At 49.3% G+C, this 15,956-nt stretch carries 14 protein-coding genes; 10 read left to right on the top strand and 4 right to left on the bottom strand.

What is annotated here, in order from left to right:
- The first annotated feature begins 2 nt into the window (after window positions 1-2).
- The 6 genes from HER31_RS07785 to HER31_RS07760 all read left to right on the top strand — a co-directional run bounded on the left by HER31_RS07785 (window position 3) and on the right by HER31_RS07760 (window position 7,237).
- Window positions 3-1,106 carry a flagellar basal body P-ring protein FlgI gene (locus HER31_RS07785; RefSeq protein WP_168660044.1) on the top strand — a complete coding sequence of 368 codons (1,104 nt, stop codon included), beginning with the start codon at window positions 3-5 and terminating at the stop codon, window positions 1,104-1,106.
- Between the two features lie 6 nt (window positions 1,107-1,112).
- Complete coding sequence (locus HER31_RS07780; protein ID WP_168660043.1) at window positions 1,113-1,523, top strand: rod-binding protein; 411 nt, start codon at window positions 1,113-1,115, stop codon at window positions 1,521-1,523.
- A complete protein-coding gene (flgK, locus tag HER31_RS07775) occupies window positions 1,516-2,880 on the top strand; it encodes a flagellar hook-associated protein FlgK (protein ID WP_168660042.1) in 1,365 nt (454 codons plus the stop codon). The genes HER31_RS07780 and flgK overlap by 8 nt, the downstream gene beginning before the upstream one ends.
- Before the next feature lie 8 nt (window positions 2,881-2,888).
- Window positions 2,889-3,803, top strand: coding sequence for a flagellar hook-associated protein FlgL (gene flgL / locus HER31_RS07770; protein ID WP_168660041.1), 915 nt, complete (start codon window positions 2,889-2,891; stop codon window positions 3,801-3,803).
- Between the two features lie 2 nt (window positions 3,804-3,805).
- Entirely contained in the window at window positions 3,806-4,804 is a 999-nt protein-coding gene (locus tag HER31_RS07765; RefSeq protein ID WP_168660040.1) for a hypothetical protein, read from the top strand.
- Between the two features lie 522 nt (window positions 4,805-5,326).
- Window positions 5,327-7,237: an EAL domain-containing protein gene (locus HER31_RS07760; RefSeq protein ID WP_168660039.1), complete on the top strand. Its 1,911-nt coding sequence runs from the start codon at window positions 5,327-5,329 to the stop codon at window positions 7,235-7,237.
- 3 nt (window positions 7,238-7,240) lie between these two features.
- On the opposite strand, the gene HER31_RS07755 is transcribed toward HER31_RS07760, so the two are convergent.
- The 3 genes from HER31_RS07755 to HER31_RS07745 form a co-directional block, all read right to left on the bottom strand.
- Complete coding sequence (locus tag HER31_RS07755; RefSeq protein ID WP_168660038.1) at window positions 7,241-7,537, bottom strand: DUF3135 domain-containing protein; 297 nt, start codon at window positions 7,535-7,537, stop codon at window positions 7,241-7,243.
- 427 nt (window positions 7,538-7,964) lie between these two features.
- Complete coding sequence (locus tag HER31_RS07750) at window positions 7,965-9,329, bottom strand: sensor histidine kinase (protein WP_168660037.1); 1,365 nt, start codon at window positions 9,327-9,329, stop codon at window positions 7,965-7,967.
- Entirely contained in the window at window positions 9,326-10,000 is a 675-nt protein-coding gene (locus HER31_RS07745) for a response regulator (RefSeq protein ID WP_168660036.1), read from the bottom strand. The genes HER31_RS07750 and HER31_RS07745 overlap by 4 nt, the downstream gene beginning before the upstream one ends.
- 236 nt (window positions 10,001-10,236) lie before the next feature.
- Here HER31_RS07745 and HER31_RS07740 point away from each other — a divergent pair, with 236 nt between their 5' ends.
- Window positions 10,237-11,058 (top strand): PhnD/SsuA/transferrin family substrate-binding protein, encoded by an 822-nt coding sequence (locus HER31_RS07740; protein WP_168660035.1) that lies wholly within the window; start codon window positions 10,237-10,239, stop codon window positions 11,056-11,058.
- A gap of 86 nt (window positions 11,059-11,144) precedes the next feature.
- Entirely contained in the window at window positions 11,145-11,447 is a 303-nt protein-coding gene (locus HER31_RS07735; protein ID WP_168660034.1) for a YebG family protein, read from the top strand.
- A 401-nt stretch (window positions 11,448-11,848) separates the two neighbouring features.
- On the opposite strand, the gene HER31_RS07730 is transcribed toward HER31_RS07735, so the two are convergent.
- A complete protein-coding gene (locus HER31_RS07730) occupies window positions 11,849-12,961 on the bottom strand; it encodes an endonuclease/exonuclease/phosphatase family protein (protein WP_202983616.1) in 1,113 nt (370 codons plus the stop codon).
- Between the two features lie 183 nt (window positions 12,962-13,144).
- On the opposite strand from HER31_RS07730, the gene HER31_RS07725 reads away from it, so the two are divergent.
- Entirely contained in the window at window positions 13,145-14,929 is a 1,785-nt protein-coding gene (locus tag HER31_RS07725) for an ABC transporter transmembrane domain-containing protein (protein ID WP_168660033.1), read from the top strand.
- Entirely contained in the window at window positions 14,922-15,923 is a 1,002-nt protein-coding gene (gene add, locus HER31_RS07720; RefSeq protein ID WP_168660032.1) for an adenosine deaminase, read from the top strand. Before HER31_RS07725 ends, add begins: the two co-directional genes overlap by 8 nt.
- The last annotated feature ends 33 nt before the right edge of the window (window positions 15,924-15,956 follow it).

Here is a 15,956-nt window from a genome sequence, read left to right as displayed (position 1 = left end):
TTATGAAGCCTTTTTTTCTCTTTCTGTTGGTACTAATTGCACCGTTTGCTGGGGCACAACAGAACACACGTCCGTTGTTGGATATTGTTGATGTACAAGGTGTGCGCGATAACCAATTGGTTGGCTACGGTTTGGTGGTTGGTCTAGCTGGCACCGGTGATCAATCGCAGGTGAAATTCACCAGCCATTCGATGCGCAATATGCTGGAGCAGTTCGGGGTAAACCTCGACTCAAATATCAATCCTAAGCTGAAGAACGTCGCTGCAGTTGCGGTCCATGCTGTTATTCCAGCGCAAGCTAGTGCAGGTCAAACCATTGATATCACGGTATCTTCCCTCGGTGATGCCAAAAGTCTCCGTGGAGGGTCGCTATTGGTCACTCCGTTGCAAGGGGTTGATGGTCAGATCTACGCGGTTGCGCAAGGCAGCTTGGTGGTTGGCGGGATCTCCGCCGAAGGCCGTGACGGCACCAGTGTGACCATTAATACGCCCACAGTAGGTACCATTCCAAACGGCGCTATTGTCGAACGTGGCATCCCATCGAGCTTTAACAGCGCCGAAGAGGTGGTGTTAAACCTTAAAAGACAGAGCTTTACCACCGCCCGCAATATTGAGCGAGCCATCAATGCAAGCTTCGGCCCAAATGTGGCTCGAGCAGACAGCAATGCCAAGGTGTTGGTACGAGCACCAGCGGAGCCACGACAGCGGGTGACGTTTATGTCGATGTTGGAATCGATAGAAGTGGAGTCAGGGCGAACCCCTGCTCGGGTTGTATTTAACAGCCGCACTGGCACCGTTGTTATGGGCGCTGACGTTAAAATAAGCCGTGCTGCAGTCAGTCACGGAAACTTGTCGGTTGCCATTAGCGAGGTCCCATTTATTAGTCAACCCGGGCAGTTGTCTAACGGCACCACCGAAGTGGGTAGCAATACCTCCATTGACATCGACCAAGCTCAGGCAACCAGCTTTATTTTGCCTGAAGGCACATCGCTAGAGGTTATTGTTAACGCCATTAATAGCCTTGGCGCAACTCCTGCCGATCTTATGGTGATACTGCAGGCATTGGATGAAGCCGGCGCATTGAACGCCGAACTAGTTGTGATTTAAGGATTGATGATGGACAACAACTCTGGATATTTAAGCAACCTGAATGCTCAGGATCTCAAACGTCAGTATGGCCAAGAGGGAGCCATCCATAAGGCTGGTGAGCAATTTGAAGCTAACTTTTTACAAAATGTGCTGAAGCAGATGCGTTCGGCGACTGACGCAATGATCGACAACGACGATGACAACCCCTTATCTGGTGGTGACAGCGTTTTCCGAGATTTTTACGATGCGGAGTTAGCTCAAGCGATAACCAAAAACAGCAATCTTGGTTTTGCCGAACAAATGACAGAACAGTTGGCGCCAACGCTTAAGTCTGACTCGAATGTGGTCGCAATGGACTCATATAAACATTCACCGGCAATGCAGCCGTCACTTATTCAGCTAGAGATAGCGTCACAAGGCACAATTGATGAGTAACATAACCAATATTGCTAAATCTGGTATTTACGCAAGCCAAGCCGCATTAGCAACGACCTCTATGAACATCGCTAACGCTTCGGTAGCAGGTTATTCGCGCCAAGATACGGTATTGGCCACTGACATGGGCGGCGCCGTTTATGTCGATTCTACGCGTCGAATCAGTGAGCAATATTTGGTGACCAGCATCTGGGACAGCACCAGTGCGGCGACCTACTACGATACTCAAAGCAGCTACCTCGGCCAGCTAGAAAACATCTTTGCCTCTGATGGCAACAGCATTGCTAGTGGTTTGGATATGCTGTTTGCGGCGTTGAATGCTGCCATGGTAAACCCGGATGATAACGCTACCCGTCAGGCTGTTATCAGTGAGTTAAGTAACATGGGACTGCGCTTCAACAACATCAACGATAGCCTCCAGCAACAGCGGGATCTGGTGACCTCGGAGATGGAATCTACGGTTATCGAAATCAATGGCTTGATCAGCAATATTGCCGAGATTAACGCCATGATGTCGGACTACAGCGATCCCAGTGAGATCCCTTCGTCACTGCTTGATCAGCGCGACAACGCCATCGCTGATCTGAGCAATTTGGTCGATGTTTCAGTCACCAACAACGCCGATGGTACTGTTAACGTTGCGTTGCAAAATGGTCAGCCTTTGGTTGTCGGCTCTACTGCGGCCACACTAGGGGTTGAGGCGGATCCTCTGGATCCAAGCAAAAGCCAACTGACTTTGGACTTTAACGGTAACGATTTTCCCCTGTCTACCGATGTCGGCGGTAGCCTAGGGGCGCTAATTGATTACCACGATAATGAGTTGAATCAGGCGGAAGCCTTTATCGACGAGTTAGCGATGACCTTTGCCGATGCTTTTAACGAGGTGCAGGTGGCTGGTTATGACCAAAATGGCAATCCCGGTCAGCCGATGTTCAGTTACGATCCAACTGATCCTGCCGGTACCTTGAAATTAGTCGACGACTTCTCGTCAGACATGTTGGCCTTTAGTGGTTCTGCAACTGGCGGCAGCGGCGATAACACCAACCTTCAAGCAATGGTAGATTTGTCTTCCCAAGAGTTTCACTTCGACAGTTTAGGCGGCATTGATTCTACGTTGAGCGATGCCTACGTCAGCCAGATTGGCACCATCGCTTCCGCAACCAGACAAGCGGAGCTAGATGCACAAGCAGCAGAACAAGCGCAAATGCATGCCAAAAACGAGTGGGTATCGGTGTCTGGCGTCAACCTCGATGAAGAAGCGGTCAATCTGATTGCATATCAGCAAGCCTATCAGGCCAACGCTAAAGTGCTCTCGACCGCTGATCAACTGTTTACCACAATCTTAAACGCTTTCTAGGGCTAATTATGCGCGTAGCATCTCAACAACTTTACACCAGCAGCGTCTACAGCATGCAGCAAACCACTCAGGCGATCACCGATACGATGCTGCAGATGTCGTACGGTAAGTCGATTCTAGCGCCGTCTGATGATCCAATTGGTGCAGTAAAGGTCATGGGCTTGGAGTCTGACACCAACCAAGCAAACCAATACCTCGACAACATATCAACCCTGTCCGACTATTATGGTCGCGCTGAATCAACCTTGTTGTCGATGAACGACACGCTATTGCGAGCGACAGAAATCGTCACTGCTGCTGGTAGCAGTACCACCACCGCCGAAGGGCGCCAAGCTTACGCTGAGGAACTACGTTCGATTCAGTCATCGTTGGTCGATTTTGCCAACAGCCAAGATGACAACGGCAACTATCTATTTGCGGGCAACGCAACCACAACGGAACCAGTTACCATCGATAGCAATGGTGATTACGTTTATGCAGGCAACAGCGACACCCGTGAGGTGCCAATCTCGGAGTCTTCCTCGTTAGAGGTGAACTATCCCGGCGATGAGCTGTTCTTCTCCGGTACTAACGACATCTTTAATGAGTTGAATGACTACATCGAAGTACTAGAAGATCCAACGTTGAGTCCTGGCGATCCACAATTTGACGCCGCTCAGGCGGAGATGACGGCGGTACTCGATGAAACGCGTGGCTCAATTAACTCGGCGATGACATCCATGGGTAGCAAACAAAACACCCTTACCATGATGGAAACGCACCACAAAGACATGGTGCTGTATAACAGCAAGGTGATCGGCGAGACCGAAGACCTCGATTATGCTGAAGCAATGACCGATTACACTCAAAATCTCACAGTTTTACAGGCAACGCAGTCTACATACGTTAAAATTGCCAACCTGTCTTTGTTTAACGAGATGTAATCATGATCAATGCCGTCACTAAACGGCTCATTGGTGTACCGGATCCGATTGCGGTACGCCAAAGTAACCAAAGTGAAGCCAGTGGTGCGATTACCAGCCCCAAGGCAACGCAAACGCTGCCATTGGTGCCCATCTCGCGGCAACGCTTAGCAACCTATACCCATTGGGAGAAGTTGCATCGCGGCCATAAAGAATCACAGCGGCTAGAGCTCGGTTTGGAAGGCATACGGCGAGTCTTACAACTGTTAGTGCCGTTGCAGCAGCAGTTACAACAGCAACCGCAACGGGAGTCGCTGATCTCCCGCTTGCAGCAACATCTTATTGATTGGCAACAGCAACATGGCCTGCAGCACGGTATCGACCATCGACTGCAAATTTTTAGTGCTGAGGCATCGCCGCGTCAATTTCGATTGCCCTCGGTTGATCTGCTCTCGAAAAGAAAGCACGATGAAGTTGTGACCATTCGGGCGCTAGGCAAGCAGCAAGCGGTGTTGTTACCGCAAGGCGCTAATTCGCAACGGTTGAAGCAAGAGCTGAGCCGTGCGTTTGCTCAATTCGACATCAAGTTATTGGTGACAAACGGCGCAAGTTTGTTTGAAGCCAGCGAATCGATTTGGCAGGCACTTGGCGGGGAACTTTCGGTCCAAGGACAGGGACAACGGCTACCTGCTGGTGAACTGCGACCATTGCGATTGAAAGAGCACTTTCACCAACAAGATCCGCGTAGTTGGAAGTTGGGCAATGTTGACCACCAGCAACTAGTGGCTAACGCCATCAATATGCTAACGGAACAACAGCGACGGCTATTGCATAAACAAAGCGCGCTGGTTGAGCAGTTAATCGGTAAAGACTTCCAAGTCGACTATCAGGCATTGGAGCAACAATTGCTTCAACTTAAGCAGCAACTGGATCCGCAAACCTATGCTGAACAGCTTGCGGCATTGATGGCGCAAGCCAACTTAAGCCGCTTACAAAGCCAAGCGTTGATTCTGCCTAAATAACATAGCGCCAGTGAAGCAGAGGGATCTGCTTGTTGTCAGCCGTAGTTATCGCCACTGCAATTCCCCTCGTTGAATTCCGGCTGTGTACCAACTAAGTGCTGTTCTTTCCTATGAAGTTAAAGCACCGGCTAGGCGAGTTCTGATACAAGCGGAAAGCACTACCGCCGTTGATCTTTTGCCACATTGGAGCAGTCCAGCGAAGCGTTTTGGAGTGCGACCCAAGGCAAGGGGGCGAAGCTCCCCGCTAATGCATACAAGAATGTGCCGTCGCCAGCGCGACATAGCCCTTAAGGGTACTGCAATCGGTACAGCCGAAGGCTTGATATAAACCTCAACACTTAACTGTGACACAGCCTAAATTCCTCGCCATTTAAGCGCCTTGTAATCCCCTGTAGGCAGCAGTCACTAACTCGATTTATTACTGTTTCAACCGTTTGCTTTTCAGTGGCTTATACTTGAATTAACTAAGGCTTAGCCGACGTTGATTTAAACGGCGCAAACTAGCACATTATCAAGGAGTCGATGATGACGTTGTTCCGACAATTGGTATTGCGTGTTGCAATCACAGGGATTATTGGCGCGTTGATTTTGCTGCCATTGAGCGGGTATTTACTCTCTGAGCGGTTGCAACAGCAACAGATTGAGCAAGCACAAGAACACTTTAATTGGATTAAGCAACAGCTTGATAATCAATGGCGTGACCAGCAAAAATATGATCTTTTGGCGCTAGCACGGTTGCCGGATACCATTAGCCCACTCGCAAGCGTCAGGCTTACTGCTCCCTCATCGACCCAACAGGTTGATATTGCCGATAGCTATTCGGTACCCACATTTGTTGCCGCCTCCGGTTTATTTGATTTGAAAGATTTTAGGGCGTCATTACAGCATCAACAGAATGGGCAAACCATCTTGGTTGCCACCAGTAATACCTCTAAATTTTACTGGCAGTGGTGGCAACGTCTCACCGGTGTAGCCGCCATTTTGGCTATTTGGATGGTGGTTAGCTTTGTTTGTGTTTTGGTTGGTATTCGTGGTCATTTATCGGTGCTGTCAAAAATTGCCAAGACAGCACAAGACTTAAGTCACCTGAAGTTTTCGTCACCATTGCCATTGCCTAAATCCGGCGAACTACGGCGCTTAGGCCAAGCCATAAATACTATGTCATCCAAACTACGGTTTGAAGTGGAGGGCTATAACAAACAGGTTGATGGACTTAAGCATGCACTGCTTACTGATCAGGTCTCGTCGTTGCCCAATCGTGCCTACATTGTTGAGCGCATTGACTCATGGCTGAAGGAAGCCGACGGCGGGGTACTGGTGTTAATTAACATGAGTTTCCTCGACGAAGTTCGGTTGAAGTATGGCTTCGCCGCGCGAGATGACATTGTCAGTAAGTTCGCGGCACACATTCGCGCTTTAGATAGCAGCCTACTTGGTTTCTTAGCGGCGCGGATCAGTGCCGATGAGTTTCTAATTGTTGTTGCCGGAGACGCCGTTGAAGATCCGGTGGCGGCGCTGCAACAACGGGCACAGCAAGCTTACGAAGACTCCAATGTTGGGCTATCCAGTTCGTATGGACTCGGAGTGGTACCAAAAGACCTGCAACGTAATGCCGAGGAGATTTTAGCTCAAGCTGACACAGCGTTGATGACAGCAATGCAATCACCGGATCACATCCATTGGTATCAACAACCGGATGAGGCGCCGATGTTCAGACAGCAATGGCGAGAGGCACTGTTGAGCGGGATTGAGCAGGGCAAATTCCGCTTCAATTCTAACCCTGTCATTGATCAAGGTGGCGACCGTATTCAACTGGACTTAGACATCAGCTTAGAAATTAACGGCAAACCGATGTTGGAATCGGATTTAATGCCTTATTTGAAGATGCTTCGACTTACTACCGAGTTTGAACAGAGTAAGATCCGCGCGGCGACGCAGTTGGTATTGCAGTACACCCCAGTGGTATTTGGTTTACCGCAACAAACGGTAGAGGATCCAAGCTTCATCTCATGGTTGCAGCAACTGCTGCGGCATCAACAGTATCACTTCCAGTTTGAGGTAACTGAGCGACTGGTGTTAACCAATCCGAGCGCGGTTAAGTCGCTTCGCTCTGAACTGAAAAACCTTGGTTATAAACTTGGGGTAAATCGATTTGGCGTGCATTTGGCCGATCTTGATTACGTCAGCTGGTTGCGTCCAGATTACGTTAAATTGGACCCAGCTTTTGTTGCCACACCACAGTCAGAGATGCAGCTCCAGATGTGCCGTACCATGTTTAACACCTTACAGACCTTGAATATTGCCTTGTATCTCGATGATGTGCCTAATGACGAGGTGTTGTCGCAGTTCTCATCAATGCCATACAACGGTTTTAAGCGACGTGGGGAGCAGATGGAAATTTTGTTGCCCGAAGTGAAACAGGTTAACCGATAGTGGCTACTTCTTGAATGGCAGCACCTTAGCTTGACGACTGAGGTAGTCTGGACTGATGAGTATTTGTGACAACTGGTAGAGCTTGTCGTGCATCATACTGTTGATGGCGAGAAGCCGTGCCGTTGGGTTGCTGCAACGGGATAGCCGTTGATCGATATGATGTTGCACAGTAGCAAGTTGAGACAGTTTGCTGCTATTACTGATGGTCTCGGCGATCATCTCTTGGCGTAATTGCTCCAGCTGTCTTGGGTCGTTTACCGCTAACTTCCTAAGTTGATCAAAGTTCGGTAATGCACGCATATTGCCTCCAATAGGGCCTGATTAGGTTAGGCCATATTGTTAACTAAAGTGCATCATTTGATTTTTGCCAAATTTTGAGTCACTAAGAAAGCGGTAACTTTTTGATTTACCGCTTTCTTAGGCTGTGTACCAATTAAGTATTGTTCTTTCTAATACAGTTAAAGCACCGGCTAGACGAGCGCCGAGACAAGGGGTTAAGCACTACCGCCGTTGACCTTCTGTCGCATTGGAGCAGTCCAGCGAAGCGCTTTGGAGTGCAACCTAAGGCGAGGGGGATTCCAAAGGGGGCGAAGCTCCCCGCTAATGCATACAAGAATGTGCCGTCGCCACCGCGACATCCTCCCCCCAAAGCACCAAAATCGGTGAAGCCGAAGGCTTAAGATAAACTTCAACAGCTAACTATGACACAGCTCTTTCTTAGCTAAATCTATGCGAATCGATTGTCGTTGGGTAACTTAAAGGCAATCTTGGCGCCACCCATAGGACTTCGCTCAATCGACATCATGCCGCCATAGCTCAAACAGATCTCTTCACATACCGCGAGTCCGATCCCTTGGCCCTCACTGCGTTCATCAGCGCGCTCACCACGACGAACAATTCGCTCGATTTTGTCTTCATCAATGCCTGGACCATCATCTTCGATGGTTAACAGCGTCTGCTCAATACTTTGATTGAGTGACACCACCACTTGTTTATTGGCAAAGCGAAAAGCGTTGTCCATGGTGTTGCCGAGCAGCTCCATTAAATCGGTGGCATTGCAGCTTATCTGCTGCTCTGGCGAGATCAATAGATCGCAGCGAATATGACGTTCGGCGTGGACCTTATGCAGCATCATCTTAAGCTGCTCACAGGTATACAGTGCGTTGGTGAACTCTTGCTTCAGCCCCTGACGTCCGAGCACGGCTTTACGCAGCTGATATTGAACCAACTCATCCATCTGGATTAACTGTTGTTCAAGCAGTAATCGTTGTTGCGGGTTGTGTTGATCATCAAGCAGCGCATTGATGGCTGCGATCCGAGTCTTAAGGCTGTGTGCCAGATCATTCATTGCGTCTTGATAGATCTGCTTGCGTTGGGTGGTTTGCTCCAGCAGTTCGTTGATTGCTTGCGCAGTACCTTGCACTTCACGGGCTTTGATGTGCTCAAGTTTGTCACGTTTACCACTGATGATCTCCTGCAATTGATCACGCAGTTGCAACAATGGTTGTACCCCCCAGCGGGCGCCAGCAACCAATAGGACAAACAACGCCAACAGTAACGCGATGGTTTTGATGACCATCGTTTGAGTTTGCTGCTTAGCGACTTCTTGAATCGCTGAGGCAGGGCGGATCAACACGACAGTAATCGGTTTTGAGTCGGTTTCGATCGGAAACGGGATCAAAAAGTAGGGCAACTGGTTGTCGAGGGTTATAGCTCTAAACGGCAGTTCTTCTGAGTGCTTTGGTATGGCGTTACAGGCACCGGTAGCACTGATGGCGACGATATCCTGCGAGTTGTAGACAGTGGCGTTTTGATCATCACAGATACTGAACAGTAATTCACCAGCGTGAACCCGGGAACTGTCTTTCCACCGAGCCAAAGGGGTTATGTTGGACTGTCTAAATTCACGGCCGACGTAACCCAATTGACTCGCCGCTACTGTAGCGGCATTAGCATAATGTTGGCGGCTGCGGCCACGTTCCTGTAGATAAACCAAATACAGTACTGCAACAATCAACAACATCATCGCGATGGCGATAACCCGACGGTAAATCGTTGGCTGGCGGACTCGCTCGAATAGAGAAGCTATCATTGGCACTCGTAGTTAAATCGGTAGCCTTGACCTCGTACCGTTGAGACCGGATTATCCATGCCCGCGGTAGTCAGTTTTTTACGAATTCTCGATACCATGACTTCAATGGTATTTGGATCACCTTCCCGGTCTTCGTACAGTACGTCTAACAGGCGGTGTTTGGAAATTACCTGCTGATGATGGCGCACCAAGTACTCTAAAACTTTGTACTCAAAAGCGGTCAGTTCAAGTTGGCTATCGTATACTGTGACCCGTTGACCAGTGAGGTCGATACGCATCCCTTCGCAGCCGATTTCAGGCTTTACAAAGCCAGCGCTGCGACGAACCAGTGCTTGAGTGCGAGCAACTAGCTCTTCTATGCGAATTGGCTTTACCAAATAATCATCGGCGCCGGCATTAAGGCCTTCAACCTTGTCTTGCCAGTTACCACGGGCAGTCAGAATAATTATTGGAAAGGTTTTGCCACTGGCGCGGAGGCGACGGATTAATTCGATGCCATTACCGTCTGGTAGGCCTATGTCGATGATCGCCACGTCCAATGGGTAGTTGTCAGCAATGTATTCACCTTCGCTGGCGGTCAGGCTGGTTTGGACATGGTCGCCCAGCTCGGACAGGCGAGTTTTCAAGTGGTGGCATAAAAGCGTGTCATCTTCGATAACCAGTATTTGCATAGTAGGGGCACCAAAACCATTTTAATTAGATGAATTATATCAAGCTTCAGTTTGACACAGTTTTGATGGTCAAAACTTGTATCGGAGCTGAATATAACTGTCGAGCTGATGATTAAGTTCAAAGTATTGATAAAAAATTGAGTTAATTGTGTTGCATTTGCGCTGCGGAAGTTAAGATGCAAACCTTCGTTAAGCTGTTGGTTTTATAAATGTTGTTTCGGATAGCCTGTCTTTTTATGTTAACTACTTCCTGGTCGCTGGCGGCTCAGGGGCTTAGTTTTGCTGTAATGAAAGATGATGCGAAGGGTTTAACCAAACAACAACTCGTTGGTGTAGCAGCGTATTTATCTACCGAGTTAGGCGTAGTGGTTAGCCATCAACCGGTCAATTCTAATCAACAGCTTATTAGCATGATGGCTGCTGGCAAGATTGACTTGGCTTGGGTTAATGGAGCCATCAGTTATAGCATTCGCAAAACAGTCCCTGATGCCAATGCTGTAGCTCAGGGTTACTTAGACCAATACTACCAATCAACATTAATCGCCCGGCGTGACACAGGCCTAACTCCGAAAAAGCGCTTTAATGGCCAAACGTTTAATGGCCGAACGATAGCTCTGGGACCAGAACATGATACTTCATCGAATTGGTTGCCACGTTATTGGGCCAAGTTGTTTGAGATCGAGATCAGCGGCGACTTTGCAATGGAAGTGCTGCATGCAGAGTCAAAAACTCAAGCAGTAGAATGGGTGCAGCAAGGCAAGTCGGAGTTAGCATGGACCAGTCATCAGTTCTATAGTCAGGCGGTTAGATCTGGTGTCATCGATCCTAGTATTGTTCGAGTGCTTTGGACCAGCCCAACCTATCCTAATCATCATTGGCTGTTACACCCCGCGGCGAAACAGTTTGAACAACCGTTGCAAACAGCGTTGTTTAACTTAAGCCAGCAACCACTACTCGAGGATGTTGAGCCCAGCGGCTTTGTCGCGGCTGAGGACGATATGCTAGAACAAATCGATCGCTATATGGCGACGATGGAACAGTTGAATAACGGTCAATAACCGCCGTTGATAAATACTGTTTTTTTATCCAGTTTACTTTGCTAACATACTGTATCAGTTAATAAACTATTTTAAGGGGCGCAGCCATGGCGGTTATCGTCAAGTACGTGGTAGAACGCAACGGTGAGGAAGTGATGACTTTTTCCAGTAAGCAAGAAGCTGATGCCTACGACAAGATGTTGGACTTAGCTGATCAGTTGGTACCGTTGCTTGCGGATGCGGATATGCTCAGCGATCAGCAGCAGGAAGACTTAGCGCTGTATCTTGCAAAGCAAAAAGAGAGCCTGCTGAATCTATTGAAAGGTAAACGACCCGCTCCAACTGCTGCCGTTAAAGCTGAACCTAAGCCCAAAGCTAAGCCTCGCGCAAAAACCGCTTCCGCAGCTTAAAAGCCAGCACAGCTAAGTTTGAGCCAACAATGACTTGGTACACAGCCTGAATAAGCCCATCGATAGATGGGCTTTTTGCATTTGCGGCCATTAAAGGACTGTGTCGTAGTTAGCTGTTGAAGTTTATCTTAAGCCTTCGGCTGCACCGATTTCGGTGCTTTTGGGGGAGGATGTCGCGGTGGCGACGGCACATTCTTGTATGCATTAGCGGGGAGCTTCGCCCCCTTTGGAATCCCCCCTTGCCTTAGGTCGCAGTCCAAAGCGCTTCGCTGGACTGCGACCTAAGGCAGAAGGTCAACGGCGGTAGTGCTTAACCCCTTGTATCGGCGCTCGCCTAGCCGGTGCTTTAACTGTAATAGAAAGAACAACACTTAATTGGTCCACAGCCCATTAAAGCGTGGTTAGCATAAAGCCAAGTCGATCCACACCAAACGGTGATCTGATGATGCCTGCCGAGATTGAACCAACCGATGCAGCGGATCTGATTTAGTTGGCCAGAATACACCGCCCCCCTTAATCTCAAACCCCAGAATTGATGGCAAAACATAGTCAACTCGCGCCCGCCACGCGGCGGTGTGAGTTTTCGCGTGGGGCAGCGTGGGAGTATGTTGTTTGCCACCGTTCGAGGTTGGGGTGTAAGTTGCGTTGATCTTTGGGTGGTGCAGTAGCTGCTCAATGGCACCAACTAAGCTGTTACCTTCATCTGCGGAGGCATTGTAATCGCCCACCACGACAAATGGCTCGTTGTCAGCAATGCCACCGTAAGTGCCAGTGTCGTCGACGATATATTGGCTATGACTCGGTTGTAGGTAATCCGCCCAGAGCTTAATCTCATCATAATTACGGGCACTGTTACGGCGCTCTTTGCCATCAAAGACCGGTGGGGTTGGGTGTGCTGCGAGCAGGTGTATCCGTTTACCACCAACCACTATCGGCACATCCCAATGAGACTTTGATGATAATCGTAACCCAGTAAAGGTATCGTCAGCGTAGAACGGCGTTCCATCAGCGTTGGTAATGGTTTGGTGATTTGGCATGGTATGCCATAGCAAGTGGCGAAAGGTTCTTATCTGCTCAATCTCTATTGGGAATCGTGATAGCAATGCCATCCCATAATGGCCGGGATAAAAACCAAAACCAAAGGCATCCCCACCGGTGCCAGTTGCTTTGCCATCACCATCAATATCGTAGGGGCTGGGTTCGCCACTATTGACCGGAGCGACATAGTAATAGGGGTAGTCGATGGGTTGAGCACCAGTTTGAGACTGCTGCAGATAGTTGCGGATAAATGCACTAACGCCGTGGCTTTCATCTTCAATGAAGTCGAACTCATTTAATAACAGTACATCTGGTCGGTTACGTTGAATTATTTCGGCAATGTTGCGGATTTGTGGATGGTTGCCGCGACGTAATCGTTCCGTTAGTGCCTGTGGGTTAAGCGTTGCATTACGGCCACGGCGGTAATTAGTTGCTTCCATACTAACGTTAAAGGTGGCAACACGAATCGTTGTCATGGGATCGCTCAAGCTCAATATAATGAGCGCAAGTATAGCCACCGTCGACAGTCGGAGCACGGTAAAATCAATAGTTAACAATGAGCTGATTGTTCAGAGCGGGTAAGCAATTTGATAAATTTGATTGCAACGACCGACCGCTTCGAACAGGGTGGTGGTAATAGGCAGTAAAGGACAATTTGCGTGCAAACAGATAAACGCGGTGTAGTGAGTTGGGTGTGGCAGTTCGTTAAACCCTATCAGCGACAGGTGGTGGCAGCAGCAATTGCATTGTTGGTTGGCTCAGCAACGTGGCTGGCGTTGGGGCAAGGGGTGCGACTGTTGGTGGATGACGGTTTTCTCTCTGGAAATGCCGATGCCTTAAATCAAACGATGCTGCTGGTGTTGCTGATAAACCTAATTGGTGCGTTAGCGGTATTTGTTCGATTCTATTTGGTCAGTTGGTTGGGCGAGCGAGTCAGCGGAGATATTCGTAAGCACGTCTTCGATCACTTGTTGTCGCTATCGCCGAGCTTTTTTGAAACCACTCGGACCGGTGAGGTTATCTCCCGTTTTACCGCCGATACTACTGTGCTGCAAACCGTTGTTGGTATGAGTTTGTCGATGGCCTTGCGCAGCAGCGTCACTCTCATCGGGGCCATGGTGATGATGCTGTTCACCTCGATGAAGCTCACCTTAATGGTGATGCTGGCGGTGCCACTGGTGTTGGTTCCTATCTTCTTCTTTGGCCGCAAGGTACGAATCTTGGCACGCAGTAGCCAAGATAGGGTTGCTACCTTAGGTGCTCATATTGATGAAACCCTTCACGAGATCCAAACCGTGCAGGCCTATGGGCATCAACAACGAGATAAAGAGCAGTTTGATTCCCAAGTTGAACGAGTGATGACCACCGCGAGTCAGCGGATTCAATATCGTTCCGGCTTGATTGCTGCGGTAATGGTGTTGTCGATATCGGCGATAACCATTGTTAGTTGGCTTGGCGCGCTGGAGGTAATGGAAGGCAACCTTTCTGCCGGTGAGCTTACCGCATTTATGTTTTACGCCGTAATGGCTGCGGGTTCGGTAGCGACTATCAGTGAAGTAATCAGTGAAGTGCAGCGGGCTGCAGGTGCGACCGATAGATTACGCGAGCTCACCGAAGTTGTTCCTGCAATTGTCGCTCCGGCCGCTGCGCAAGGGTTTGTTGATGAGGTTGCCGGAGAGCTGCAGTTTGATCGGGTTCGGTTTGCCTATCCTAGCGATCCGAACAAACCGGTACTGGTTGATTTTAATCTCAACATTGGTGCCGGCGAACGGGTCGCGCTGGTTGGGGCCAGCGGCGCAGGGAAATCAACGCTGTTCCAACTGCTTAAACTGTTTTATCGGCCGAGCTCTGGTGACATTCAACTGGATGGCGTCAGTGTTGGTAGTGCTGATCCGATCCAGTGGCGGATGCAATTCGCACTGGTGCCACAAGCACCGGTTATATTCGCTACTTCGGTACTGGAAAATGTTCGTTATGGTCGACCTGAGGCCACCGAAGCTGAAGTAATAGCCGCCTGTCAGGCAGCATGTGCAGAAGAGTTTATCGTCACCATGAAGGATGGCTATAACAGCTTATTGGGCGAGCGTGGGGTTAATCTTTCCGGTGGTCAAAAACAGCGTATCGCGATTGCCCGCGCTATTTTAGCTGACCGGCCAGTGCTGCTGCTTGATGAAGCCACCTCAGCGCTTGATGCCCACAATGAAGCACTAGTAAAACAAGCGTTAGAGCGGTTAATGATTGGTCGAACTACCATTATCATCGCCCATCGTCTCGCTACGGTGGTCAATGCCAATCGCATTGTAGTGATGGAACAGGGTGTTGCCCGAGCAGTTGGTGACCACCACAGTTTATTACGTGACGATACGGTTTATCGTAAACTGGCAGAATTACAATTATTAACGGACACCGATAACGGGTCGCCTGCAGGAGTAAAGGATGATTGATACGCATTTCCCATTGGTGGATCTCCATCGCCACCTCGACGGCAATATTCGTCCTCAAACGATACTCGAGTTAGGTCAACAACATGGTATTGAATTACCTGGGCACGATCTTGATACGCTTATCCCTCATATCAGCGCGGTAACAAAGGAGCCGAGTTTAGTCGCGTTCCTGCAAAAACTGGATTGGGGGGTTAAGGTACTCAAAGATGCCGATTCGGTTTACCGGGTTGCTTATGAGAATGTCGCCGACTTGTGCCAAGATGGTATCGATTATGCCGAACTGCGTTTTTCTCCAGGCTATATGGGCCATTTTAACCAGCTCGACAACAACCTTGTGGTTGAGGCGGTTATCGCTGGGGTTGAGGCAGGGATCAAAGCGTTTGGTGTACAAGCTAAGCTGATTGGCATCTTAAGCCGCAGCTACGGTACTGAAAACTGTCAGCAGGAGCTAGATGCGATCTTATCGCACCGCCAACACTTCGTTGCGGTTGATCTAGCTGGTGACGAGATTGGCTTTCCTGGCCATCAGTTTGAACAGCATTTTAATCAGGTCCATCGCAACGACCTTCAGGTTACCATTCACGCTGGTGAAGCTGCAGGTCCAGAAAGTATTTGGCATGCCCTGCAACACCTTGGTGCTCAGCGCATTGGCCATGGGGTTAATGCCGCCGCCGATCACAAATTGATGGAGTACCTCGCGACGCGACAGATCCCATTGGAAAGCTGTCTCACCTCAAATATTCAAACCACAACAGTGGCTGGATTTAAACAGCACCCGATCGTCGATTTTGTTGACGCAGGTATGATGATCACCCTCAACACCGATGATCCAGGGGTGGAGTTCACGACCCTTAGCAATGAATACCACATTGCGCATCAACAGGTTGGTTTGTCTCAGGCCCAGTTAGCACAGATCCAACGTAACGGTTTACAAGCGGCGTTTCTGTCCGACTCTGAGCGACAAGCATTGATTGTCGCCAAACAGAGTCGCTAACCCCCCGACTTATAGAGCGGTCTAAGTGCCGCT

The sequence above is a fragment of the Ferrimonas lipolytica genome (assembly GCF_012295575.1).
Classification (GTDB): domain Bacteria; phylum Pseudomonadota; class Gammaproteobacteria; order Enterobacterales; family Shewanellaceae; genus Ferrimonas; species Ferrimonas lipolytica.
This window is presented reverse-complemented; position numbering and strand designations above follow the sequence as displayed.